Below are 24,432 nucleotides of genomic sequence, written 5' to 3'. Positions count from 1 at the left end.
CCCCTTCGGCATGCGGCAATGGCGGCGGAGCCGTTTATTCTTCGTCGTCTTCGTAACGGTCGGCGGGCGGGCCAGTTGAGGCCCGGCGTTTGGGGGCAGGGGCCACCGCAACGGGTTCGTCTTCCTCGTAATCCGGCTCGGCGGTGAGGTTGCTGATTTGGGTTCGTAAACCAGGTAGTACCGAAAACGTGAGGTAGGCGACCAGTGCCAGCGACAGTATGGAGCAGAGCAACGTGGTGTAATCCAGCCAATCGTGGCGCGGGGCGCTGGACTCGTCCAGGGCGCGTGGTCCCGCCGGTTGCGGCGCAGGAACGGCTGCCTCTTCGGCTTCATCCTCCGCGGCAGGCTCTTCCAGCGGCTTGGTAATGGGCTCTTCAGCTTGGGCGTCTACATCGGCTGGGGGCACGGCAGCTCCGGAAGCCAGCAGATCTTCCCGAACCTTGTCTTCGGAGGCATTAAACTGGGCGCCGGCCTGCTTGATGTAGCGCTGCAGGGAACGAATAAGGGCCACCCGTTCGTCGCGCGGCAGCACCCGAATAAAGAACTCGAAGTTGGCATCGACGAGGATGCCGTTGAGTTGCTTGTCGAATTCAGCCAGGTCGGTGCGGCCCTTGCCAAAACGGTTTTTGTAACGTTCGGCTACTCCGTTGTAGTTGAGGAACAGCTTCTTGATGTCCTCGCGGCCGGCAAAATCGTCGAATTCGCGGCGGGCTTTGGCCGTGCGCAGCGTAACCGGAAACTTGCGCCGGGTAAAGGACTTGTCGTACACCGTTTCCATGGTGCGAAAGTTGATTTCGTCCACGGCACGGTCGAAGAGCTGCTTGTTTTGCGTGGCGGTTCCAGATTGGGCCTTCAGGCTCAGCGGCACAACCAACAGCACAATCAGCAGGCTCCAGAATCCAAAACGGTAGCGGTAGGGCATGGGCAGTAAGGAATCGGTTTCGGGGCAAAGATAACCGGTAGATATGCTCTCCCGACAAGAATGGCCGCTGCTGGCAAAACGACGCGGGGCCACAACCCGGTCAGGTCGTGGCCCCGCGTCGTTAAAAGACCGGAGCAGGGCAGGGTAGGCTACAGGCCGTGGGCCTCCCGCATCGACTCGCGGCAAGCCGTCAGGTACAGGTCCACCAAGTCGTCGGTCATGGCCGTGCTGATGAAAAGGGCTTCGTACTGCGAAGGCGCGAGGTACACGCCGCGGTTGAGCATGGCGCGGAAGTAACGGCCGAAAGCTTCCAGGTCGGATGTTTTGGCCGAGGCCAGATCCGTAACAGTCTGGGAAGTGAAGAACACGCTCCACATAGAGCCCACGCGGTTCACGGTGTAGTTCAGACCCAGCTCAGCGGCAATATCCCGGGTGCCATCGGCAAGGCGGGCACTGATGCGGTCCAACTCCTGGTAGAGTTCGGGGTGCTCGTTGAGGTAGCGCAGCTGGGCCATGCCCGCGGCCGTGGCAATGGGGTTACCCGAGAGCGTACCAGCTTGGTACACTTTGCCGGCCGGCGCCACTTGGTCCATGATGTCTTTACGGCCACCGTAAGCACCCACCGGCATGCCACCGCCAATGATTTTGCCCAGGGTGGTGAGGTCGGGCTGCACGCCGAATAGCTCCTGCGCGCCGCCGCGGGCCAGGCGGAAGCCGGTCATTACCTCATCGAAAATAAACACGATGCCGTGCTGGGTACACAGCTCGCGCAGACCCTGCAGGAAGCCTTCGGCGGGCGGCACCAGCCCGATGTTGCCCACCACCGGTTCCAAGATGATGGCGGCAATCTGGTCGGGATTAGCGGCAATGGCCTGGCGGGTAGCTTCGAGGTCGTTGTAGGGAACGGTAAGCGTGTCCTTGGCTACACCTTCGGTTACGCCGGGCGAATCGGGCGTGCCGAGGGTGAGGGCGCCCGAGCCGGCCGAAATCAGGAAGGAGTCGCCGTGGCCGTGGTAGCAGCCTTCGAACTTCAGAATCTTGTCGCGGCCGGTGTAGCCCCGCGCCACCCGAATGGCCGACATGGTGGCCTCGGTACCCGAGTTTACCAAGCGAACTTTCTCCACGCTGGGCACCATCTGGCAAATCAGCTCGGCCATTTCTACTTCCCGGCGAGTAGGGGCGCCGAAGGAAAGCGAGTCGGGCAAGGCTTGCTGAACGGCATCAAGAACGACTTTGGGTGCGTGGCCCAAAATCATTGGGCCCCAGGAGTTAATGAAGTCCAGGTACCGGTTGCCATCCACATCGGTTAGCCAGGCGCCCTGGGCCGATTTCATGAAAACCGGGTGGCCGCCCACGGCGCGGAAGGCACGAACGGGCGAGTTAACGCCGCCCGGAATCAGGTCTTTGGCGCGGGTGAAAAGCTGGTCGCTGGTAGCCAGGGAAAGGCCGGGTGCGGAAGTAGTTTGCTGCATGAGAAGGTAACAGTTGGCAGGGGCAGTTTGTGCCGGTAAAGGTAGACTGAAGATTGGTTCAGCTGAACCGCAGTTAGGAAAGCATGCCCCCTGGCACAGCCAAGTGTATCATTACGTATATGCCCCAAACCAAGACCAGCACAATGAATCCCGCCTTTGTAAACTTCGATACTTCCGTACGAAAGGTGTTATAACTATGCAAAAGCAATACCCCTGAGTAAGCTAGAAATATTGATTGCTTGTAAAATATGAGGCCTTTGAAGGCCATGCCGTGTATTGGAGCAAAATCAATTAAAAGACTCGTCAACTTGTGCCAATACAGAAGTAGAATAATAGCAGTAAGTGACAGAACGATCAAGCGAATAGTGGGTGATTTACTAGTGTTTATCATGCCTCCAAGCGCCTAAAACCCTTTCGGTAGATCGATGCCGCGAATGGTGCGGAACAGGCTGAGGGCGTTCTGGTCGGTGAGGGAGCCTACGTAATCGGTGAGCAGGATGATTTGCTCGAAGGCGGTGGCGCCGGCTTGCGGGCCCACGGCACGGAACTGCGCCGGAATGAGCTCCTGCAACTTGCGGGCCCGCGGGCTGGCGGTTGAGTCGAAGGTGGCGTGCAGAAACGCGTCGAGCAAACCGGCCAGCACCTCGAAACCGGCGGCTTCGATTTGCAGTACGGGGCGGCTGCGGTACAGCAGCTCCACCGACAGCATCTGCACTTGCTGCAACTCGTGCCAGCAGCTCAGTTCCTTGATGAGCGGGGCGTCGTACTCGCCGCGCAGAATGGCGGGCGCGTGGCTGGCGAACAGGGCGGCGGTTTCAGCCACCAGCTTGCCGATTAGACGGGCCCGGATGTAGCCCAACTCCTCGCGCCAGTCCAGCCACTGCACACTGCGGGGGCGGTCGGGGTCGTCGGCCAGCATTTGCCGGAGCAGGCTAAGTCCTTCTTTGTGGTCGATGAGGCCCAGCTTGAGGCCGTCCTCGAAGTCGATGATGCGGTAACACAGGTCGTCGGCGGCTTCTACCAGCAAAGCCAGCGGATGGCGGTGGTAAAAGCCATCCGCCGGGTTACCCTTGGGCAGCAGGCCTAAATCCTCGGCTACGTGCCGGAAGCGGGCGGATTCGGTTTGGAAATAGCCGAATTTCTTTTCGCTGATTCCCCCCGTTTTATCGTCTTCATCGACTACCGACGGCTTGGGGTATTTGCTGAAGGCGCCCAAGGTGGCGTACGTGAGGCCCAAGCCAGCCGTGCCGCTGCTGTGAGCCGCATACGTGTGCGTAAGGACCCGGAAGCCCGCCGCGTTGCCCTCGAAGCGCTGTAAATCGGCGCGTTGGGCGGGGCTGAGCACGCGCACGAAGGGCTCGGCGGCAGCGCTTTGGAAATAAGCGGAAATAGCGTCTTCGCCGGAATGGCCGAAGGGCGGGTTGCCGATGTCGTGGGCCAGGCAGGCAGCGGCTACAATGTCGCCGCAGTCGGCATCGAAGTAGGGCAGCTGCTGGGCCAGCTCGTCGTCGGCTTCCATGAGCAGTCGGCCGCTCAACCGCCCCAACGAACGGCCTACGCAAGCCGTTTCCAGTGAGTGGGTGAGGCGGGTATGCACAAAGTCCGTTTCGGGCAGCGGCATGACCTGCGTTTTGCGCTGCAAACGCCGGAAAGCCGAGCTGAATACCACGCGGTCGTAGTCTTGCACGAACGCGCCGCGCACGGGCGGAGCATCGGAAACCACGTGAAGCTGGGGCTGCTCGGGGTAGCGGCGGCGGCTCAGGAGCCGGGCCCAGGTCATGGGGGCGAGGGAAGGGGAGATGCGCATGCGGCGGGCAAGATACGAATCTGGCCCACCCGCTGCTTCGCCCAGCCAGCGGGTTTATTTGGCGCGCACCAACTCAAAAGTGGCGGGCAGGGAAAAGCGTGCCTTGCCACCACCAGGCTTGTTTTCCAGAAAATACTCCCGCGTCCAAACCAGCACATCGGGCTGCTCGGGTTTGGGCTGCAACACAAGGCGGCAGTGGTTTTGGCCCAGCTGGTCCTGAAAAACCATGGACAGCCTCGTTTCATAGCCCGGTTTCAGCATGCCAAACGGCGCGAGGTAGCGGTTTTTATCGGAAAAGGTTTCTTCCACCACCTGGCCCTTGCGGCTAAAGCTGTAGCTGCCCATCACCACATCGGTAACCCTTTTGTCGGGCATTTCGAACTTGCGTTTCTCGCGCAGCTGAACCCGAAACAAAGTTGAGTCGGTGCGGAACTCCCACACGCCCACGTATGGATTGGTGGGGGCGGGTGCCGGGCCGGAATCGACGAAGGGGTACAGGGGCAGAATCAGCCCAAGTAGCAGGGGAAAAAAGGACATGCGGGGAAGGCGGGGAAAGGTGTGTCAGACGCAAGACGTCAGCGGGTAACTTCTGCCAGACAAGGCGGCTAACGTAATGGTTCGATGGGGCTTTGGGTTAAACGGCCGAGCTGCCGTACCGTAAGATAACCCAGCAACAGGAAGACACCAAACAGGAGCGTAACGCCCCAGGTGCGGGGGTGGCTGAACGGGTTCAGCACGCGGTCGAGGATGTCGTAAGCAAGGCCCAGCGGGTTGGTTACAATGTCCCAGCTGTTCCAGCGCAGGTACCGGCCGAGGTACACGCCAAAGCCGCTTAAGCCCAGTGCCAGCACCGTAAAAGCCCAGCTCAGCGCGCTGCCCAGCCGTTCGTGCACATACCGTTGCATATCCAGCAACGACGCGTAGGCCAGCATAAGGCCGGTCCAGGCCGCGGTGAGCAGCAAGGCCAGATCGTACCAATACGGCATGCCGGGCCGCGGGTGCAGGTGAAACAAGTCGGTAAGAATGTAGGGCGCGTTCGGAAAAAACAGCAGCCATACCGCCCCCACCGGGACCAGCAGGCGCTGCCGGGCCGATGCTGAAACCATGCCCAGCATCAAACTCAGCCCAAACGGCACCACGGCCAGAAACAGGTTCCAGAGCAGGAACACGAACGTTATCTGGTAGGTAAGAAATACCCGAAACACCACCAGTACGGTGCACAAAGTCAGGGAAGCGCCGAGAAGAACCAGCAGGTTGAACCGCTGGCGGAGCAGCGTATGGGCGGCAGAGGAAAGCATAGCTTGACACGGGTTAAAGCGCGGCAACTAACGCTCTAACCTCGTCTTGCAGTATGCGCCCAGCATTAGGGCAGCGAAACATTTATCGGGGCCTGACCCGCCGCGAAGCCCAGGGCGGCCACGGTTTGCGCATACTTGGCCTGCAGCTCGGCCAGTTTTAACCGGGCCGAAAGCAAAGAAGCTTCCCGGGAGTTGAGCAGGAACACGGAGCTTTCCCCGTTCTCAAACCTGATTTGCTCGCCTTCGCGCAGGCGCTGAGCGTTCTGCACCACCTGCTGCTGCACTACCAGCTGTTCGCTGAAGGCCCGCTGGTCGTTGGCCGTGGCGCGCAGGGTGGTGGCTACCTCGCGGGTGGTTTGCTCAAGACCCAGGTTGGTTTCGCGCAACTTCAGCTGAGTTACCTGGAGCTTGCTGCGTTCCTGGCGCAGTAACAAGGGGTAGGCAAAGCTCACCCCCAGCTTGTAATTGTTCTGGTACACCGGAGCCGGTCCGTACGTCATTTCTGAGCTGAGGGGCCGGCCGGTAAGCAGCAGGTTGTAATCGACGTTGAGCTTGGGCAGCAGCTTGTTTTGCGCCAACCGCCGCTCTACTTCCAGCTGACCGATTTTAGCGCGGGCCTTGAGTAAATCCGGGTGCTGCTGGCGCGCCTGGTCCACCAGGGTTTCCAGTGGCTGCGCGGGAGTGGCCGCCCACGCCGCGGCCACGGGCAGCGGCTGCGGCCTAAACTGCGGCGGCAGCTCACGCGGGCGTTGCTGGGCATCCCAGAGGTAGTTGCTGAGTAGCAGGGTGGCGTTTTGCCATTCCACTTCGCCTTGCAGCAGCTGTGCCCGGCGGTTTTGCAGTTCGGTTAAGGCCTCCACCGAATCGATGGCGGCCAGGTCGCCCTGAAGAACCCGCTGGCGTACGGCGCTGTAGCGCACCTCGGCCAAGCGGTAGTTAGTTTGGTAAAGCTGACGCCGCTCGTATGTAAGCGTCCAGGTCCAGTAGTCTTTGGCGGCGGCAAACAGCAGCTTGTTGAGGGCCGCGAGGCGCTCGGCTTCGGCCAAACCCACCAAAGCCTGCGCCTGCCGGACGGCGGCGCGGCGCTCGTCAATCAGCAGTCCTTGGCCCAGCGGCAGCGACAAGCCCACGTAACTCAAGCCTTCCAGAGGCGTGGCATCCTGCTCGCTGATGCGCGGACCCACGTTACGCTCATAGCCCAGCTTCACGTCGGGCCCGAACCAGGTAGGCACGCGCAAGGTGTTGTCCCAGATATTCCAATAATCCTTGCCGCCGAACTCCTTGCGGTAAAACTTGCTGGAGGCCAAGGGGTCGAGCAGGCCGCGGGCTTGGCGTACCTCCTGGCGGGCCCGTTCGGGCTGCAAAGCGGCCTGCCGGGCCACGGGGTGGGTTTCGGCTACCATGGTCAGCAAGTCGGCCAGGGCAAAGATGCTGTCCTGGGGAGCCTGTACCGTTTGCTCAGCCTCTTCCACGGGTTCAGTAGCGGAAGCGTAAGTGCTTAGGCCCGGCGGTGCCACTTTGGCGGGCGTGCGCAGCGGAATCTGAGCCACGCTGGTACCCGTTGTCAGCACCAACAGGAGCAAACCCGGTGCTACCAGGCGGCGCAGCCGCAACAGGCTTAACGGGTTACTCATAACTCGGTCTCGTCGGGATTGGTGGCGTTGTCTTTTTTGCTTTTGGCCTTGCCCGACTTCTCGTCCCCGCCTTTGTCGGCGTCGGCAAAGTTGGGCGGGAAGCCGTTTAGCTGACGCCAGAGTTCGTACCAAATGGGCACATCGTCGAGCAGGGCCCAGCCGTACACGCCGGAACCCACGCGCAGGGGCTTGGGCCAAGCTTCATCGGCGGGGTCGGGAGTTACCAGAATGCGGTAGCGGCCCTGGCTGTCGAGGTTGTCGATAACGGCCACCACACCGCCGAATGTACCGAAGCTGGTACCGGGCCAGCCCGAAAACACGAGGGCGGGCCAGCCGTCGAACTGCAGGCGCACTTTGCGGCCCACGGCCAGCAGCGGTATATCCATGGGCTGCACGTACAGCTCGGCGGCCAGCTGCGGCTTGTCGGGCATTACCGTTACAATGGATTCGCCTTCCTTCACCATTTCTCCCAAGCCCGCTTTCAGGGCCCGCACCACGTAACCGTCCTGTGGGGCCGTAATGCGGTAAAAGCCCGCCCGAATGCTCAGGTTAGCGTACTCGTTACGCATTTTGGAAATCTGGCCTTCCGTGTCGTACTGGTAAGCCAGCGTGCCGCGACGGTCCGATTCGCTCTTGGACAGTTTGTCCTGGTATTCTGCATCCAGGGAGCTGAGCTCCAGACGGGCGTTGAGCAGCTCCTGGCGGCTGCCGTTGAACTTGTTTTCCACCGATTGCAGCTTTGCCGTGGACTCCTGAAACTTCAGGCGCCGGCTTTCCAGCTCCGTCAACGACTTCAAACCCTGGTCGTACAGCTTTTGCTGACGCCCCAGCTGGGCCTGGGCAATGGCGTAATCGGCCCGCACGGCCACCAGCTCAGCCGAGTCGGACTGTACTTTGAGCTGGGACTGGCGCACTTTGTTACGGGCTTTGTTCAAACTCACCTGCAAACCTGTGCGCAGGGCCGCTTGCTGGCTTTCCAGTGCCTGGCCTTTGGCCACGTTTTCGCGCAGGGAGCCTTCCTTGGCGGCCAGCTGCTCGCGGGTGCGCAGCAGCAGTTCCGGGTCGAAGTACTTGTCCTTTATTTCGGCTATTTCTACCAGCGTGTCGCCTTTCTGTACCAACTGGCCTTCGCTCACGCGCCACCGCTCAATGCGGCCGGCAATGGTGCTGGGCACGGTTTGGGGGCGGTCCTGGGGGCGTAATGTGGTGAGCGTGCCGGTGGAACGGATGTTTTGGGTCCAGGGCAAAAAGCCGGCTATCAGCACTAACAGGCCCAAACCCGCGCACCAGCGCGCCAGCGTGCGGCCGGCGCTGGGCGTTTGCACTTGGTTAAAGGAGCGGAAACGACCGGCCAGCGGGTGGGTTTCGTGGAAGGGATGCTCAGCAAAGGGCATGATTCAAGATGATTTTCGGTCGTGCTGTTCACGACATGAGGCGCATGCGCGGCTGCGAAACGAGCAAAAATTTTCGGGTGGGAAGTCGGTCAGCTGAAACGGTAGCTCACCGGTTCTGTATTTAGGGCTGCCCTAACAACTCACGAAGCTCAGGCTGCTGAGACACGCTGGTATAGGGGCCATCGGCTACTATCTGGCCGTCGCGCAGGAGCGTGGTACGGGGGCATAAAGCCAGAACGCGCGGGTCGTTTGAGCCAATAACCACCGTCCAGGGCTTATCGGGGGCTAGCAAATTCACCAGAATGCGCTGCCGCTCGGCGGGTTCTACGCCCGGCAGAAAATGATCGAGCAACAACAGCCGCGGCCGGCGGGCCAAAGCACGGGCCAGCAAGAGCTTCTGCCGCACGTGGTCGGGGAGGGGTACCCCGGCTCCCAGGGGGGTGGCCAGGCCTTGCGGATAGGCAAAAAAGTAGTCGCGCAAACCCACCAGGGACAAGGCCCAGGTTACGTCGGCAGGAGTTATTTCGGCCTGATCGAGGGTCAGGTTTTCGAGCACGGTGCCCGTGAAAAGGTGTTGGTGCGAAATATTCTCGCCCACGGCGGCCGCCATAGCCGCCGGCGACAAGTCGCGTTGCGACACTCCGTCGAAGGCAATAACGCCGGTGTAGTCTTGCAGCAAACCGGCCAAAATACGGAGCAGCGTGGTTTTACCCGAACCATCGTAACCCGCCAGGCCAACGTGCTCACCTGGTCGCAGTTGCAGGTTCACATCAATTAAAGCGGGGTTGCCGCCGTCGGGGTAGTGGAACTCTACCGTTCGCATTTCCACGGTTAAGCCCGCAGCGTTCTGGGGTAGCGCAAGGCCCGAACCGACTTGATCGGGCACCAGGGGAAGGTCGAGTACATGACCCAGCTTGTCGATGGACGTTAAAGCGTCGTAAAACACGTCGAGCTTCAGCAGTACTTTCTCAACGGCGTTAATGGTAAGGATGATTACGATTTCGGCCGCCACAAACTGCCCGATGTTGATTTGCTTGTTGATGAGCAGCCAGCAGCCAATGATTAGCAAGGCAGCGGTAATCAGCGTTTTAAAGGCCACGAAACCAAAGTACTGGGTGAGCAGCACCCGGAAGTGCGACTGCCGAGCCGATAGGTAGCCTTCCACCAAATCGTCGGTGCGGCTGTACACGAGACGCTGGCGCGGCCCCAGCCGGAACGTGTGGACCGTACGGGCTACGTCTTCCAGCCAGGCCACCACCCGGTATTTGTACTTCGATTCGGTGAGGCTGGTGCTCAGGCCCTTGCGCCAGGTAACGCGCAGCAGCATGAAGAGCAGGAAGGCCAGCAGCACCCCAAAGGCAATGAATATGGGGTGATAAAACGAGAGCAGGATCAGCCCGAACAAGATCTGCAGGCCGGCGGCGGTAAACTCCAGCAACAGCGTGGCCATGCCTTTTTGCAGGGTGGGGGCATCCAGCAAGCGGTTCATGAGCTCGGGCAGGTATTGCCCGCCCAACGACTCGGTGCGCACGCGCGGCAGGCGCAAGGCAAAGTCGAAAGCAACGCGGGCAAACAGGCGCCGCTGAATAAATTCCACCAAATAGGCTTGCATCACCTGCAGCGAGCCAACCACCAGCGTGCCCAGTACAATAAAGCCGATGAGCACAACCAGCGACGTACTTACGGCCCCACTCGAAACGAAGCCAATAACACTTTGCACGCCCAGCGGCAGGGAAAGGTTGATAAAGCCTGCCAGCGCCGCATACACGTAGAGGTAGGTAATGTCGCGGCGCTCGGCCCCCAGCAGCCGCCAAAGGCGCTGGCCCGGTGTGAGAGAGGAAGGTGAAGCGGCGTCGGCCATGTTCGAAATGCAGTACTAAAATGTAGGCGGATGAAAAAGGGACGGTGCTACGGCACGGCCGTTTAGTGCCACCGACTGCTACCGGTGTCGGCGGTAGACGAAAATTTAGCGTTCGGGACAGCCCAGCGCTGAAAATGCCAGGTGGTCGAGGAAATACAGGATGCTGGTTTCCGCGTGCAAAGGATCGGTCAGGTCGGTGAGGGAAGGCAAGTGCTGGGCAAAAAACAGCTGCTTGCGGGCCCCTTCCAGCAGCGTGCTAACCAACGCATGCGGGTACTTGAACTCGGGGTTTATTTCCAGCACCACCGCCACAATGTCGGCCGCCAGGTTCTTGTATTCGCGGTAAAAACCGTCGCGGTTTACCTCGTCTACTTCGCGGGTGAGGTAGGTTTTAGACGCCTCAGCCACCACAATACGGTAAAGGGCGGCCTCGTCGAGGTCGGTGGTGGCGGCGTAGTCGTGGTGGGCGCGGGTAATAATGCTCAGGATCAGGCGCAAGCGGCCTGCGGGGTCTACCACGTTGTGGGTGTGAAACCGAATCTGGAACCGCAGCCACGCCCAGTGCCACGACACCAGGTACACCAGCAAACGGTGCTTGTTTTCGAAGTAGCGGTAGAGCGACGCTTCGGTAGAGCCAATCTGGTTGGCCAGTTTCTTGAACGTGAAGTGCTCGAAGCCCATTTCATCGATGAGCCGTACGCTCTCGGCAATGATTTTGCGGCCGAGGTCGGTTTCCTGCGGGTCGCGCAGGTAGAGCTTCTCGTTTAGTTCGGGACGTAGGGTGGTGAACATTTGGGGGAAGGAGGCGAAGGGGAAGGGGTGAGGCTGTGGGCAGCATGCCTACAGGACATACAAAGGGCGGTAAAAGTGTCTCGCAAGTTGCCCGCAACCGCTAATGCGGGCACTATGTGCGCCTCACCCCGTTTCCCGTTAGCTGGGGCTGGGGTGCGGCGCTACACGGTGAAGGTGAGCCATGGCGTGCCGGTAAAATTACTCGCCCTGGCCCAGTGAGAAGCCGCGCTGGTCATCGAATACGTACAGGTTTTCAGTTTTGATTATCTGTAAACCCGCAGTAGTGAGGTGTTGTTGCAAAGTCAGTACATCGGGGAAGAAAACCGTGCGGTAGCCGGTGCTGCCTTCAGGCAAAGGACCTTGGGCCACAAAGCGGCAGCGCCAGTGGTCGGTGCAAAAGGTTTCGGGCTGGCCCTCCGGGTACACCTTTACTCCGCGGTTGGTAATAATCTTCAGCTGGAGTGCCGATGGTGTGGCTAACTCGGTAAGCAGAGCGCCCAGTTCATCGGGTGTGCCGCCTTCCCAGCACAGAAAAATGTCGGTGCCCACCAGTTCTTGCTTGGGGCGTGGGCGCGGTTCGGCCAGGGCAGGAGCCTCGGCTGATGCTTGTGAGGCAGGAACGGCTAGCGCGGGTAGCTGCGTAGGTTCTAAACCTAAGCGGGCAATGACGGCGTCGGCAAAACCAGCGGTACTTACTTTCTCTACGCTGTGGCCCGCACGGTAAATATCGGCGGGGTGCAAGCCGTCTTCCAGGGTGCGCAGCCAGGCGTTCTGGATCTTGGTAGCGGCCTCGTGCTGGCTCAGGTGCTGAAGCATGAGTACCGCCGCCTGCAACAGGCCCGAGGGATTGGCAATGCCCTGCCCGGCAATGTCGGGCGCCGAGCCGTGAATGGCTTCGAACATGGCGCAGTCGCGGCCGATGTTGGCCGAGCCAGCCAGCCCTACCGAGCCCGTCAGCTCGGCTACTACGTCGGAGATTATGTCGCCGTAGAGGTTTAGCGTCACCACCACATCGTAGCGCTCGGGCTTGGTGGCCAGTCTCGCCGTGCCAATGTCGATGATCTGGTGCTCTTGTGTCAGCTCGGGGTATTCACGGCCTATCTCGTCGAACACACGGTGGAAAAGCCCGTCGGTGAGCTTCATGATGTTGTCTTTGGTCATGCATGTCACCTTGCGGCGGCCGTGGCGGCGGGCGTATTCAAAGGCGTAGCGCACGATTCGCTCGCAACCGGTGCGCGTCACTAGCTTCAGGCATTGCACCACATCGGGGGTCTGCTGATGCTCGATGCCGGCATACAGGTCTTCTTCGTTTTCGCGGATAATAACCACGTCCAGCTGCGGGTGAAGGGAAGTAACGGCCGGGTACAGCGAGCGGCACGGCCGCACGTTGGCATACAGGCCCAGTGACTTCCGCAGGGTCACGTTCAGGCTTTTGTAACCACCACCTTGAGGCGTGGTAATGGGCCCTTTCAGCAGCACCCGCGTGTGGTGCAGCGAAGCCCAGGCCGCAGGATGAATACCGGCCGTATACCCGGCGCGGTACACTTGCTCTCCAACTTCAATAAATTCAGGTACCACAGACGCACCGGCGGCATTCAAAATGCGCAGTACCTGCGCCATGATTTCCGGGCCAATTCCGTCGCCGGCCGCTACCGTAATGGGAACCGGAACGGGCACCACCGTGGGGGACGTAACAACTGAAGCAAGGTCGTGTGCAAGTGCCTGCATAAGAAGAAAGAGGTTAGGTTCAGCGCAAATATATACATGCTTCCTTGATTGATAGTTTTACTATCAAATAAAAAAGTGCCGGCATGTTCCTCGCATCGATGCCCGCTTGGGCTGCGTACCTTTGAGCACCGGGTTGCCACGTGGCTGCCTCGTTTGTCCCTTCTGCTGACCTCTTTCTTCTATGCGGTCCTTCCTGCCGTTTGTTTTTGCGGTGCTCTTTCAGTTGTCGCCTGCATTGGCCCAACAGCCAAAGCCAGCAACCAGCAAGTCCACCACGCCCGCTAAAACAACTCCTGCCACTTCTGCCAAGCCCGCCACCGGTACGTCTGCCAAACCTACACCCGCTGCTACAAAAACGGCAGCGCCTTCGGTCGGCAAACCGGCCGGTACCACGCCCACTGCGGGGACAGGGGTTAAAACAACCGCCGCGCCAGGGGCTTCGGGGGCTGCCAGCAAGTCGGCAGGTAGTGCGCCCGTAGCCAAACCGGCCACTAAATCGGTTCCGCCTTTGCCCGCCGGGCTTGGCTCGCAAGACCCCGACACACGTTACCGCAACGGCAAAACGCTCATCGACCAAGCCCGCTACGACCTGGCCATGCAGGAGCTGCAGCCCTTAACGGCGCCCGCCGCCAAATTCAGCAAAGCCCCCGAAGCCGCCTATTTGTATGCCGTGGCGGCCACGCGGGCCAAAAAGTGGGCAGAAGCCGAGCAGATGCTGAACCTGCTGCGCACCGAGTACCCCCAGTGGCCCGGCGTACACGAAGCCATGTTTCTGCAGGGGCAAGTGTCGTTTGAGCAAGGCGACACCGATAACGCCCTGCGCGTGCTGCAGCAGGTAACCACGCCGCAATTGCGCAAGCAAAAAGCTGCCATGAAAGCCAGTTACTTGGCCCGGTTGCGCGACAAAGCCTTGTGGCAAAACTTGCTTCGGCGCAACTCCCAGGATACCGTTCTGGCCCGCAGCTATGCCGAGCAGCTCGTTTTCGGTGGCCTGTATACCGAATCCGATAAGGCGCAACTCGACCAGGTAGTAACGCAGTTCGGCCTGGACCGAACGCGCTACACCCCACGTCCCCAGGCGGCCAAGAAGAGCAGCTACAACGTGGCCATTTTGCTGCCCTTTGAGTTTGACGACCCCAGCTGGGAAACGCGCCGGCGCCTGCAATTCGTGAACGACTTGTACGCCGGTATGAAGCTGGCCCAGGACTCGCTCCAGCGCGAAGGCCGGCAGCTAAACCTCTTCGCTTACGATACCGGCGCCGATACTCTTAAGCTCAAGCAACTGCTGTTGCAGCCCGAGTTGGCCGGCATGGATTTGATTGTGGGCCCGGTATACAAAAGCGGGAGCAAGATTCTGGCCCGTTTCGCACGGGAAAAGCAGATTGTGACCGTTAACCCCTTGTCGCAGGATGGCGACCTGGTGCTCGATAACCATTGGCATTACCTGTTCGAACCCAGCTCCAGCACGCAGGGTCGGCAAGCCGCTGAGTTTGCCTACCGTGCGTTTGGGGGTGGCCCCGCGGTAGTAATACACGAGGACTCACGGGATGAAACGGCTTTTGGGCAAGCTTACAAAACCGCATACGAAACCTTGGGTGGCAAGGTACTGGCCCTGCGTCGCGTCGATTCCGAAGTGCCCGACGCGCTCGGCTCAGCCTTTGGCGGGTACGACGTAAAAAGCGCCGGGCACGTAGTGGTGGCATCCGATTCCAAGAAAGCCGGGCCGGCCACGCTCAATGCCCTCAACGCCCAAGGCCTGCGGGTGCCGTTGCTCACCTACGCTTCCTGGCTCGAAAACCCCAGCGTGAGCCTGGGGCAGCTGGACCAGCGGGAGGTCTTTTTCGTTCATCCCAAGTACATCGATGGTTCACTAGCGAGTGTGCGACGCTTCCGGCAGTTGTACACGCAGCGGCAAAACCTGCCGCCTTCGGTGTTTGCCTTCACCGGTTTCGAGCTGCTTTATTATTTCGGCACCCAGTTGCACCAAAACGGCCCCGGTTTCCAACAGGCGCTGGCAAACTCCGGCCCGGTTTCAGGCATGTTGTTTCAGGGAATAGGTTACCCCAACCAAGCCCACGACAACCAGTACGTGCCCATCACCAAGCTAGAGCGCCTGGAAATTGAAGTACAGAACCCAGTGGGGAGCCGGTAAAACCAGTTTCCGCCCGGCAGTAATAGGAAGCAACAGCCCGGGCATTGTCTGGGCTGTTGGCATAAAGAGTTCTTATCAGCAGACGTGATTAAGCTTATTTAAAATTATTCTAAATAATTATTGCCGCGCAATTTGTTGCCAATACCTTTGCAGAGCTGTCATAACTGATGAACAATGGCAAAGCTGCTGCACCATAACCCCTTTGGTTACACGGCCCGCTGCCCCCGGGCGGCTGGCTTTGTCCACCTGTGTTTCGGTACGGTAGGGTTGGCACTTACGCCGCCCGAGTTGGCCGATTTCAGGTCGCGTATCAGCGAGGCTTACTCCATCCACGCGGCGGCCGTAAACCTTGATCCGGAGGCCCGATGCATAGCCGTGCGTTCTTCCGCCGAGCGCTTGGCCCTGGTTTTTACTTTCTCCGAGTTAAGCCAACTGCTTGAGCTGCTGGATTGCACGGCTTTGTTTTTGGAAGCAGAAGAACTGCTGAAAGGGTAAACTTTAACACGATCAACTGAGCCAACCCAGCCCGAACAAGCAAAACGCTGCGCCGGAACTCCGGCGCAGCGTTTTGCTTGTTCGGCAGAAGTCTGCCTGATTATTCCCACTCAATGGTTGCGGGTGGCTTGGAGCTGATATCGTACACCACGCGGTTAATGCCGCGCACCTGGTTGATGATTTTGTTGGAAACCTCGGCCAGGAACTCGTAAGGCAGGTGGGCCCAGTCAGCGGTCATGCCATCCACGCTGGTCACGGCGCGCAGGGCCACCACGCGTTCGTAAGTGCGTTCGTCGCCCATTACGCCTACGCTTTGCACCGGCAGCAGCATGGAGCCGGCCTGCCAAACCTTATCGTACAGCCCGTGCTGGCGCAGAGCATCGATGAACACGGCGTCGGCGCGTTGCAGCAGGTCAACCTTCTCGGGCGTAACGTCGCCCAGAATCCGGATGCCCAAGCCGGGGCCTGGGAACGGGTGCCGGTGCAAAATGTTTTCGGGCAGACCCAGTGTAGCGCCCACTTCGCGCACTTCGTCCTTGAACAACATGCGCAAGGGCTCTACCACCTTCAGTTTCATGTGCTCGGGCAAGCCGCCCACGTTGTGGTGGCTTTTGATGGTCACGGCCGGGCCCTTTACCGATACCGACTCGATAACATCGGGGTAAATGGTGCCCTGAGCCAGCCACGCGGCGCCTTCCACCTTGTGGGCTTCGCGGTCGAACACCTCTATAAAGGTGCGGCCAATGGCTTTGCGCTTCAACTCGGGGTCGGAAATGCCGGCCAGCGCGGCGTAGAACTCCTGGGCGGCGTCCACACCGGTTACGTTCAGCCCGAGGCCTTGGTAGGAGTGGAGCACGCTCTCGAACTCCTCTTTGCGCAGCAGGCCATTGTTTACAAATATGCCGTGCAGGCGCGGCCCAATGGCGCGGTGCAGCAGCAACGCCGCCACCGAAGAATCCACGCCGCCTGAGAGGCCCAGGATAACCTGGTCGGTTTCGCCGATGGTGCGTTGCAACGAGGCCACCATGCCGTCCACGAAGTGCTCGGGTGTCCAGGACTGGTCGCACTGGCAAATATCCACCACGAAGTTGCGCAGCAGCTGCTTGCCCTGCGTGGAGTGCGTTACCTCGGGGTGAAACTGAATACCGTACGTGGGCTGGTCTTCTATCTTATAAGCCGCCACTTCCACTTCCGGCGTGCTAGCAATTACATTATAGCCGGCGGGCAGCGCCTTGATAGTATCGCCGTGCGACATCCACACCTGCGAATCGACGCTCACGCCCTGCAAAAGCGGACTTTGCTGGTCGAGGTGGTGCAGGCGGGCCCGGCCGTATTCCCGAATAGTAGCCGGCAGCACCTCGCCGCCGCCCTGCTGGGCCAGCAGCTGCGCGCCGTAGCACACGCCCAGCACTGGCACGCGGCCCAGGTACTGTGAGAGGTCGGGGTTGGGTGCTTCGGGGTCGCGCACGGAACACGGCGAGCCCGAAAGCACAACGCCCCGGATGTCCTCAGTGAGGGCCGGGGCGTGGTTATACGGGTGGATTTCGCAGAAGACGTTCAGCTCGCGGATGCGCCGCGCTATCAGCTGGGTGTACTGCGACCCAAAATCTAGAATCAGAATCTGTTGAGGCATGGGCAAAGGTAGGGCAGGAGCACCTTGCCGTGCAAATGGCTGCGGCAACTGGTAATGTTCCCGTAACATTTTTCCGCCAGCTAAATTTTCATGCGCCCTGTTAGCCAAGGGATAAGCTCCCGGGCAGGCCGGAAAAACGGGTTTTCTCGGCGTTGTTGGCTCACACCTTGCGCTGCTTCCGATTCTCTGCGTATCTTTGCAGCGGCGAATCAGTACGACCAGCTCCCGCTGAACTCCCCCAGGACCGGAAGGTAGCAAGGGTAGGTGGTTGAAGCGGTGCGATACTGGTTCGCTTTTTTTTGCCCCAGCCCCAGCGCTTCGTGCTGCCTGTGGCGGGCCTATCGGTTTCGATACCGATGCGGCGCGGCGCCATGCTGCCCGGCCAACGCCTGTAACTTCCGTGCATTGCCCCAAATCCTTTGCTTAGCTTTGGGGCAGTTTTCGATTCTAAAGCGTTTTCTTCCGGATGAAATTTTTCATTGACACCGCCAACCTGAAGGACATTCAGGAAGCCGTGGAGCTGGGTGTGCTCGACGGTGTAACCACCAACCCCTCGCTGATGGCCAAGGAAGGCATACGGGGAACCGACGCAGTAATGGCCCACTACCGCCAGATCTGCGAAATCGTGGACGGCGACGTGTCGGCCGAGGTTATTGCCGTGGATTTCGAGGAGATGGTAACCGAAGGCGAAGCCCTGGCCGAGCTGCACCCCAACATCGTGGTGAAAGTGCCCATGACCCGCGACGGTGTGAAGGCCATCAAGTACTTCTCGGAAAAAGGCATCAAAACCAACTGCACACTGGTATTCACCGCCGGGCAGGCCCTGCTGGCCGCCAAAGCCGGGGCCACGTACGTGTCGCCGTTTGTGGGTCGTTTGGATGACATCGGGCACGACGGCCTGCAGCTGATTCAGCAGATTGTGGACATTTACAGCAACTACGGCTACCCCACGCAGGTTCTGGCCGCCTCGGTACGCCACGTGCCGCACCTCATTCAGTGTGCCGAAATTGGCGCCGATGTGGTGACCTGCCCGCTGAACGTGATTACCGGTTTGCTCAACCACCCGCTTACCGATAAGGGCCTGGCCACGTTCCTGGCCGACCACAAAAAGGTAAACGCCTAGCAATTGCTGCATTTTGAGTGCTGAATGCCGAAATTGTTGCTGTTGGTAGAAACAACAGACGCAGTTTCGGCATTCAGCACTCAACATTCAGACCCTCGCCGATGTACATCATTAAAGTCAAAGGCAAAGCCAAAATTCCGGACTACATCCAGCTCCGCGACAAGGACTTTGTGCTCATTGCCTACTTCCGCGCCGACCGTCCGCTCAAGGACTTACACCGCTACGGCCTGGAAGGCAAGGAAATCGAGTTAGCCGCAGTTATCGAGCAGCTGGAGTTCGGCAAGTTGCAGCCGCTTGAGGTTTAAGCGGTACTGGCACCCGAAATACGCACTGATTATGGGCGGAACAGTCTGTTTTGGGCCGCTCATTTCCCCGCACGTTACGCTGCAAGGGTAAACACGTTATATCACCGCTATGGATACCGCCACTGCCGTTATTGAGCTGCGCGATGCCTACATTATGCAGGACGTAAACACCGTCTTGCAAAACGTGTCGTTTTCGGTGGGCAAGGGCGAGTTTGTGTACCTAGTAGGCCGCACGGGCTCGGGTAAAAGCTCATTGCTGAAAACCCTGTACGCCGATTTGCCTTTGCCCGAAGGCATGGGCTCAGTAGTAGGCTACCCGCTGCGCAAGCTCTCTACCGATAAAGTGCCTTACCTGCGCCGCAAGCTGGGCATTGTGTTCCAAGATTTCCAGTTGCTCTACGACCGCACCGTGGCCCAAAACCTGCTGTTTGTGCTGCAGGCCACGGGCTGGCGCGACAAGTCGAAGATGAAAAACCGGGTGCAGGACGTGCTCATGCGCGTGGGCTTGAGCGGCGTGGCCGGCAAAATGCCGCACCAGCTCTCGGGTGGCGAGCAGCAACGCGTGGTTATTGCCCGCGCCTTGCTCAACGAGCCGCTGTTGCTGCTGGCCGACGAGCCCACCGGCAACCTCGACCCCGACGTGACCGACGGCATCATGCGGCTGTTTATGGAAATCAACAACGCGGGTACCGCCGTGCTCATGGCCACGCATAACTACGAGCTTATTCGGCGCTACCCCAAGCGGGTGCTGCGTTGCGAAAACGGCCATGTGAGCTTCATTGGCAGCGAAGAGCTGCGCTTCAAAGGCGTATAGCAGTGCCGGATCTAAAAAGGCTGGCCGCCATTGGCAAATATGCATTTGCTGGTCTTCTTGGGGCTGCAACGCTTGCGGGTTATCAATGGTGGGAACAGCGTGCATTAGCCGCCGCAAGCCCCATGAATCAGCCTACTCGGTCTTGGGAGCAACTGCAGGCAGGCGTTTACCACGGCGACGTGGAAGCTTACCACCAACTGAGTACAGCGTTGCTGGACTACAGCCCGCCAGAACAAGTATTCTGGCATATGCTGATGGCTAACCGATACCAGTATGGCCCCGCTTACCTGAACTCCTTTTACGCTTGGGAAAACGCGTACGGGACTGAGCGAAACCGCTGGCTCGACATCGACCCCGATACGCGCCAGTTGATGCGGCAGCTTCTTCAGAAAGGAGCTTCCAGAGGCGAGATTCTAGGCTCAACAATCCTGAGGGAGCTCGACTCTTTGGAGAAGCTTGGTCCTGTTCCACCCGATACCGCCCACTAATTTTAACCGCGCAGCTCGTGTCGTCGCAGGGCCTTTCCGTAGTGATTCCGGTGTTCAACCGCGACGTGCGCGAGCTGGTGCAGCAACTGCTGGCGCAACTGCCCGCTTGGCCCGGTCCGGCGGAAGTACTGCTGCTCGACGACGGTTCCTCCACGTTTCGGGAGCAAAACCGTTTGCTCGCCGCATTGCCTCACGTGCGTTACGAGGAACTGCCGACCAACATGGGCCGCGCGGCCGTGCGTAACCGCTTGGTGGCGCAGGCTCAAAACCCCTGGTTGCTGCTGCTCGATAACGACAGCAACCTGCCCGACACTCATTTCCTGGCCCGCTACGCCGCCGCCTTAACTGCGGCGCCGGTGCTCGTGGGCGGTACGTGTTACGCCGCCGCCCCGCCCGCCGACCCCGCGCTGTACCTGCGCTGGCATTACGGCCGCCACCGCGAAGCCCGCACCGCCGCCCTACGGCAGCAGGCCCCGTACGGGCAGCTAACCATAAACAACCTGCTTATTCGGACCGAGGTGTTTCGCCGCTTTGGCCTCGACGAAAGCCTGACGCGGTATGGCCACGAGGATACAAAGTTTGGGTGGTGCCTGCGCGAAGCGGCCGTGCCGGTGCGCCACCTCGATAACCCCGTGCGCCACGATGGGCTAGATCCAGCTCCGGTGTTCCTGCAGAAGTCGCACGATGCGGTGCGCAACCTAGCCGTGCTTTACCGAACTGAGGGCCTGGGGGCCGATACCAAGCTGGTGCAAACGGCGGAGCGGCTGCGCAAACTCGGACTTCTGCGGTTGGCCAGAACCGGTTTGGCTGCCACAGCTGCCCAACTCCAGCACAATCTGCTTTCAGCTCAACCCAGTCTGCGCGTCTTCGACGCCCTCAAATTGCATTGGCTGTTGCAAGAGTGGCGGTAGGCCCCGAGCGACACCAATAGCCACAAAGCAAACGAAAGCCCCTCAACCGAACAGTCGAAGGGCTTTCGTTTAGAATGGTCCACCATAACGGTGGAAGACGGAGCTTAGTCGTTGTCGGTGTTCTTTACCTCCGACTTCACTTCTTTGTAGCCCTCCTTGGTTTTCTCGCCCACTTTCTGGGCAGCGTTGCCAATTTTCTGGCCTACCGATTTTCCGGCGTCTTTCACATCGGAAGCTGTGTTAGAAGCGGCTTGGCCTACTTTGGAACGCTCATCCTGGGTTTCCGCATCTATTTCGTTGGCGCCGCGCTGGGCAGCATCAGCACCCTGGGCTACGCGGGCTTCGGTTTTATCGTACGATTTAAAGGCGGCGTACTTGAGCTTCTCCTTCTGAATTTCAGCCAGGTCTTTGGCCGGAATGTCGCCTTTCACGCGGTCGTAGGCTTCGTCGAGGGCGCGCCATTCGGCATTCACGTTGCGCCAGTCGTCGATGTCGTAGCGGTTCTCGTTCTGCTGCACCATTTTAATGAAGTTCTCATAGGTCTGGCGGGCGTTAGCAGCGGTAAGCCCCGCCGACGGCGTGGGCGAAGTGGGCTGGTAGTACTTGCCCAGCTTGGCGGGAGTACCCGAAGCGCCCATGCCACCGGCACTCATGCTGCTGCGGTAAGCGGCTTCGCGGGCATCGTAGGCGGTGGTGTAACGGGTCTTCAGCTGATCATACTCCTGCTTGCGGGCATCGTCCCAGGTGCTCATGTCGGCTTCGGCAGCGGCCACTTTGGCGTCGTAATCCGCTTTCAGCTGGTTGGTTTCCTGGTCCCATTCTTCCTGGGTTTTGTTGCCCACGTTTTGGGCGCTGGCCTCGGTGTTGTCAACAAACGTGCGGAAGTCGCTGTACGCATCGTTGGTTTCGGCAGCGGCTTCCTGGCGGTCGGCGTTATTACAGCTGGTTTGGGTAAAGGCCAGTCCGCCGCCTAGCAGCAGCAGGGCCAGGGCTTTGGTGGTAAGTGCGTTCTTAAACATGGTCGGTAAGGCTTCAGTGGGAAGGATTCTCCGAGCGGCAAGCGACGGAGGGTTTGGCCGAATTAACGCAGGGCACACATAGCGGGTTGCGAATGTGTGCAATCAAGCCACGCGTTTTGGCCACCGGAAGCCGCCGGAAATCACGTTGCAAACCCGCCGCATTCTATCTTTAAGGCTCCTTTATTACGTCATTCGTGTCCGTTCCCGCCTTACCCATTCGTTTGCTCGACCTGCCTGCCCAGCACGCCGCCATTCAGCCCGAGCTAGATGCTGCCCTGCAGCGGGTGCTGCAAGAAGGCGCGTTCATTCAAGGGCCCGATGTGCAGCTTTTCGCGCAGGAGCTCGGGCTGTACCTGGGGGGCACCCACGTGGTGCCCTGCGCAAACGGTACCGATGCCCTGCAGCTGGCCCTCATGGCCCTCGACCTGCAGCCCGGCGACGAGGTAATTGTGCCGGCTTTTACCTACGTGGCCACCGCCGAAGCCGCCGCCATTCTGGGCCTGAAGCCGGTTATGGCTGACGTTGACCCGCACACGTTTACCCTCGACCCCGCCGCTGCCGCCGCCGCCATTACCCCGCGTACTCGGGCCATTATGGCGGTGCATTTATACGGGCAGTGCGCCGACCTCACGGCCTTGAAGACCTTAGCCGATCAGCACCAGCTGGCCCTTATCGAAGACAACGCCCAGGCCATAGGCGCCACTTGGCAATTTTCCGACGGTTCAATACAGCACGCCGGCACCGTGGGGGAGGTGGGAACTACGTCGTTCTTTCCGTCTAAAAACCTGGGTGCCATGGGCGACGGCGGCGCCCTATTCACCCGTTCCGAGGCCCGTGCTGCCCAGCTCCACGAGCTGGCGAATCATGGTCAGCCGCGCGGCAAAAAGTACCTGCACCAGCGCATCGGCCTGAACTCCCGCCTCGATACCCTGCAAGCGGCGCTGCTGCGCGTAAAGCTGCGCCACCTCACTAACTGGACCGAAGCGCGCCAGCAAGCCGCTGCCCGTTACGACGCGGCCCTCGCCAACGTGCCGGGGCTGCGTATTCCAACTCGTCAGCCCGGCAGTACCCACGTTTTTCACCAATACACCATCACGCTGGGCTCCACTGCAGTCCGCGACGCCTTGCAGCAACACTTGCAGCAGCACGGTATTCCATCAGTGGTGTACTACCCGCTGCCGGTGCACACTCAACCCGCATACCGGTATTTGGGCTACCGCGAAGGGCAGTTTCCAGTAGCCGAGCAGTTGTGCGGTACGGTGTTGTCGTTGCCCATACACCCGGGCCTGGTGGCCGACCAGATTGACCGTATAGCTGAGGTTATCCTAGCATTTATGGGCGGGGCTACGGGCGTGGCTTAGCAAGTGCCGAGTGGCTGCGGCTTGAGCGTTTGCCATCGGAGCTACGGCGGTGCCCAAAGCTGCCACACGGCATAATTTGCTATTCGGTGCCGCCGTTATCGTACTTTTTTGCGCAGCTTGCGGCATCTGTAAGGGCTTCTGAATGCCGACTGTTTTGTCTGACCCCCATCTTCCCGACGTCCGTTTTGCCATTTGCGGCGTGGGCCACATTGGCCGCCGCCATGCGGCTTTGGTTTCGCGCCACACTGGTGCCCGCCTTGTGGCCCTCATCGACGTGCGCTCCGAGCTGCAAGCGGAGCTGGCAGTAGAGTTTCCCGGCGTAGCGTTCTTCGCCTCGCTCGACGATTACCTGGCTTCCGCAACGACCTACAGCCCTGCCGCGGCCGATGTATTGACGGTGGCCACGCCCAACCATTTACACGCTCCGCAGGCCATTCGCGGGTTGCGCCACGGCCTACATGTAGTGGTGGAAAAGCCCATTGCACTGCGCAAGCGCGACGCCGAAGACCTGATTCACGTGGCGCTGCAAACCGGCCGGCTGGTGTTTGGGGTGATGCAGAACCGCTACTCGCCGCCTTCGCAATGGTTGAAGCAGCTGGTTGATTCCGGCCGGCTGGGCCAGATTTACCTTGTGCAAATCAATTGTTTCTGGAACCGCGACGCGCGCTACTACCGCGGCGGACCTTCCTGGAAAGGGCGGAGCAGCGAAGACGGCGGCACGCTTTTCACCCAGTTCAGTCACTTCGTGGACTTGCTGTATTGGGTATTTGGCGACATCCAGAACATTCAGGCCCGCTTCTTCGACTTCAACCACCAGCAGCTAACCGATTTCGAGGACTCCGGCCTCGTCACCTTCGATTTGTTGCGCGGCGGCGCGGGTACGCTGCAATACAGCACCAGCGTGTGGGACCGGAACCTCGAAAGCTCCCTTACCGTGGTGGCCGAACACGGCAGTCTGCGTATTGCCGGCCAATACATGGATAAGGTGGAGTACTGCCATGTGCAAGATTACCAGCTACCCGAACTGGCTCCTACCAACCCTGCCAATGACTACGGACCCTACCAGGGCTCGGCGGCCAACCACGTGCAGGTGATAGAAAACGTGGTGGATACGGTGCAAAAACGCGGTTACGCTACCACCAATGCGCTGGAAGGCATGAAGGTGGTGGAGATTATTGAGCGGGTGTACAGCTTGAAATCTAAGGGCAGCCTGTGATGTTCCA

General features: G+C 59.9%; 21 protein-coding genes and 1 other RNA gene. 10 read left to right on the top strand and 12 right to left on the bottom strand.

Features of this window, described 5'->3' with window-relative positions:
- Window positions 1-34 precede the first annotated feature (34 nt).
- From ABD903_RS17395 to ABD903_RS17350, 10 genes are all read right to left on the bottom strand, one after another.
- Window positions 35-922: a hypothetical protein gene (locus tag ABD903_RS17395; protein WP_345226401.1), complete on the bottom strand. Its 888-nt coding sequence runs from the start codon at window positions 920-922 to the stop codon at window positions 35-37.
- A gap of 149 nt (window positions 923-1,071) precedes the next feature.
- Window positions 1,072-2,394, bottom strand: a complete 1,323-nt coding sequence (gene hemL / locus ABD903_RS17390; protein ID WP_345226400.1) for a glutamate-1-semialdehyde 2,1-aminomutase — start codon at window positions 2,392-2,394, stop codon at window positions 1,072-1,074.
- Window positions 2,395-2,797: 403 nt separating this feature from the next.
- Window positions 2,798-4,201 (bottom strand): dGTP triphosphohydrolase, encoded by a 1,404-nt coding sequence (gene dgt, locus ABD903_RS17385; RefSeq protein ID WP_345226398.1) that lies wholly within the window; start codon window positions 4,199-4,201, stop codon window positions 2,798-2,800.
- A gap of 54 nt (window positions 4,202-4,255) precedes the next feature.
- Window positions 4,256-4,738 carry a DUF6705 family protein gene (locus ABD903_RS17380; RefSeq protein ID WP_345226397.1) on the bottom strand — a complete coding sequence of 161 codons (483 nt, stop codon included), beginning with the start codon at window positions 4,736-4,738 and terminating at the stop codon, window positions 4,256-4,258.
- Between the two features lie 68 nt (window positions 4,739-4,806).
- Window positions 4,807-5,499 carry a DUF1361 domain-containing protein gene (locus ABD903_RS17375; RefSeq protein ID WP_345226395.1) on the bottom strand — a complete coding sequence of 231 codons (693 nt, stop codon included), beginning with the start codon at window positions 5,497-5,499 and terminating at the stop codon, window positions 4,807-4,809.
- Between the two features lie 65 nt (window positions 5,500-5,564).
- On the bottom strand, window positions 5,565-7,133 hold the full coding sequence (locus tag ABD903_RS17370; protein ID WP_345226393.1) for a TolC family protein: 1,569 nt from the start codon (window positions 7,131-7,133) through the stop codon (window positions 5,565-5,567).
- Window positions 7,130-8,527, bottom strand: a complete 1,398-nt coding sequence (locus tag ABD903_RS17365) for an HlyD family secretion protein (protein ID WP_345226392.1) — start codon at window positions 8,525-8,527, stop codon at window positions 7,130-7,132. Before ABD903_RS17365 ends, ABD903_RS17370 begins: the two co-directional genes overlap by 4 nt.
- A gap of 121 nt (window positions 8,528-8,648) precedes the next feature.
- Complete coding sequence (locus ABD903_RS17360) at window positions 8,649-10,388, bottom strand: peptidase domain-containing ABC transporter (protein ID WP_345226390.1); 1,740 nt, start codon at window positions 10,386-10,388, stop codon at window positions 8,649-8,651.
- 105 nt (window positions 10,389-10,493) lie between these two features.
- A complete protein-coding gene (locus tag ABD903_RS17355) occupies window positions 10,494-11,180 on the bottom strand; it encodes a TetR/AcrR family transcriptional regulator (RefSeq protein WP_345226388.1) in 687 nt (228 codons plus the stop codon).
- A 198-nt stretch (window positions 11,181-11,378) separates the two neighbouring features.
- Complete coding sequence (locus ABD903_RS17350; protein ID WP_425555515.1) at window positions 11,379-12,800, bottom strand: NADP-dependent isocitrate dehydrogenase; 1,422 nt, start codon at window positions 12,798-12,800, stop codon at window positions 11,379-11,381.
- A gap of 289 nt (window positions 12,801-13,089) precedes the next feature.
- Here ABD903_RS17350 and ABD903_RS17345 point away from each other — a divergent pair, with 289 nt between their 5' ends.
- Together ABD903_RS17345 and ABD903_RS17340 are read left to right on the top strand one after the other, a co-directional pair.
- Window positions 13,090-15,060, top strand: a complete 1,971-nt coding sequence (locus tag ABD903_RS17345; RefSeq protein WP_345226385.1) for an ABC transporter substrate-binding protein — start codon at window positions 13,090-13,092, stop codon at window positions 15,058-15,060.
- 174 nt (window positions 15,061-15,234) lie between these two features.
- Entirely contained in the window at window positions 15,235-15,555 is a 321-nt protein-coding gene (locus tag ABD903_RS17340) for a hypothetical protein (protein WP_345226383.1), read from the top strand.
- Between the two features lie 100 nt (window positions 15,556-15,655).
- Here ABD903_RS17340 and guaA read toward each other — a convergent pair whose 3' ends face one another.
- Window positions 15,656-17,188: a glutamine-hydrolyzing GMP synthase gene (gene guaA / locus ABD903_RS17335; RefSeq protein ID WP_345226382.1), complete on the bottom strand. Its 1,533-nt coding sequence runs from the start codon at window positions 17,186-17,188 to the stop codon at window positions 15,656-15,658.
- 201 nt (window positions 17,189-17,389) lie between these two features.
- Between guaA and ffs the strand changes: the two genes are divergently transcribed.
- The 6 genes from ffs (at window position 17,390) to ABD903_RS17305 (ending at window position 20,829) form a co-directional block, all read left to right on the top strand.
- An RNA gene (gene ffs / locus ABD903_RS17330) (signal recognition particle sRNA small type) lies at window positions 17,390-17,487 on the top strand.
- Window positions 17,488-17,654: 167 nt separating this feature from the next.
- Window positions 17,655-18,311 (top strand): fructose-6-phosphate aldolase, encoded by a 657-nt coding sequence (gene fsa / locus ABD903_RS17325; RefSeq protein WP_345226380.1) that lies wholly within the window; start codon window positions 17,655-17,657, stop codon window positions 18,309-18,311.
- Between the two features lie 101 nt (window positions 18,312-18,412).
- Window positions 18,413-18,616, top strand: coding sequence for a fructose-6-phosphate aldolase (locus ABD903_RS17320; protein ID WP_345226379.1), 204 nt, complete (start codon window positions 18,413-18,415; stop codon window positions 18,614-18,616).
- A 109-nt stretch (window positions 18,617-18,725) separates the two neighbouring features.
- Complete coding sequence (locus ABD903_RS17315) at window positions 18,726-19,430, top strand: cell division ATP-binding protein FtsE (RefSeq protein WP_345226378.1); 705 nt, start codon at window positions 18,726-18,728, stop codon at window positions 19,428-19,430.
- 122 nt (window positions 19,431-19,552) lie between these two features.
- Window positions 19,553-19,918 carry a hypothetical protein gene (locus tag ABD903_RS17310; protein WP_345226376.1) on the top strand — a complete coding sequence of 122 codons (366 nt, stop codon included), beginning with the start codon at window positions 19,553-19,555 and terminating at the stop codon, window positions 19,916-19,918.
- A gap of 17 nt (window positions 19,919-19,935) precedes the next feature.
- Window positions 19,936-20,829 carry a glycosyltransferase gene (locus tag ABD903_RS17305; RefSeq protein WP_345226375.1) on the top strand — a complete coding sequence of 298 codons (894 nt, stop codon included), beginning with the start codon at window positions 19,936-19,938 and terminating at the stop codon, window positions 20,827-20,829.
- A gap of 104 nt (window positions 20,830-20,933) precedes the next feature.
- Here the strand turns inward: ABD903_RS17305 and ABD903_RS17300 are convergent, their stop codons facing one another.
- Window positions 20,934-21,848 carry a hypothetical protein gene (locus ABD903_RS17300; RefSeq protein WP_345226373.1) on the bottom strand — a complete coding sequence of 305 codons (915 nt, stop codon included), beginning with the start codon at window positions 21,846-21,848 and terminating at the stop codon, window positions 20,934-20,936.
- A gap of 194 nt (window positions 21,849-22,042) precedes the next feature.
- On the opposite strand from ABD903_RS17300, the gene ABD903_RS17295 reads away from it, so the two are divergent.
- The gene (locus ABD903_RS17295; RefSeq protein WP_345226371.1) at window positions 22,043-23,209 is read left to right on the top strand and encodes a DegT/DnrJ/EryC1/StrS family aminotransferase; all 1,167 of its coding nucleotides are present in this window, start codon (window positions 22,043-22,045) and stop codon (window positions 23,207-23,209) included.
- A 154-nt stretch (window positions 23,210-23,363) separates the two neighbouring features.
- Entirely contained in the window at window positions 23,364-24,425 is a 1,062-nt protein-coding gene (locus tag ABD903_RS17290) for a Gfo/Idh/MocA family protein (RefSeq protein ID WP_345226369.1), read from the top strand.
- Window positions 24,426-24,432 lie beyond the last annotated feature (7 nt).

It is taken from the genome of Hymenobacter koreensis (assembly GCF_039541855.1).
GTDB classification, from domain to species: Bacteria; Bacteroidota; Bacteroidia; order Cytophagales; family Hymenobacteraceae; genus Solirubrum; species Solirubrum koreensis.
Note: the sequence above shows the minus strand (reverse complement) of the source record. Positions and strands in the feature narration are given on the sequence as shown.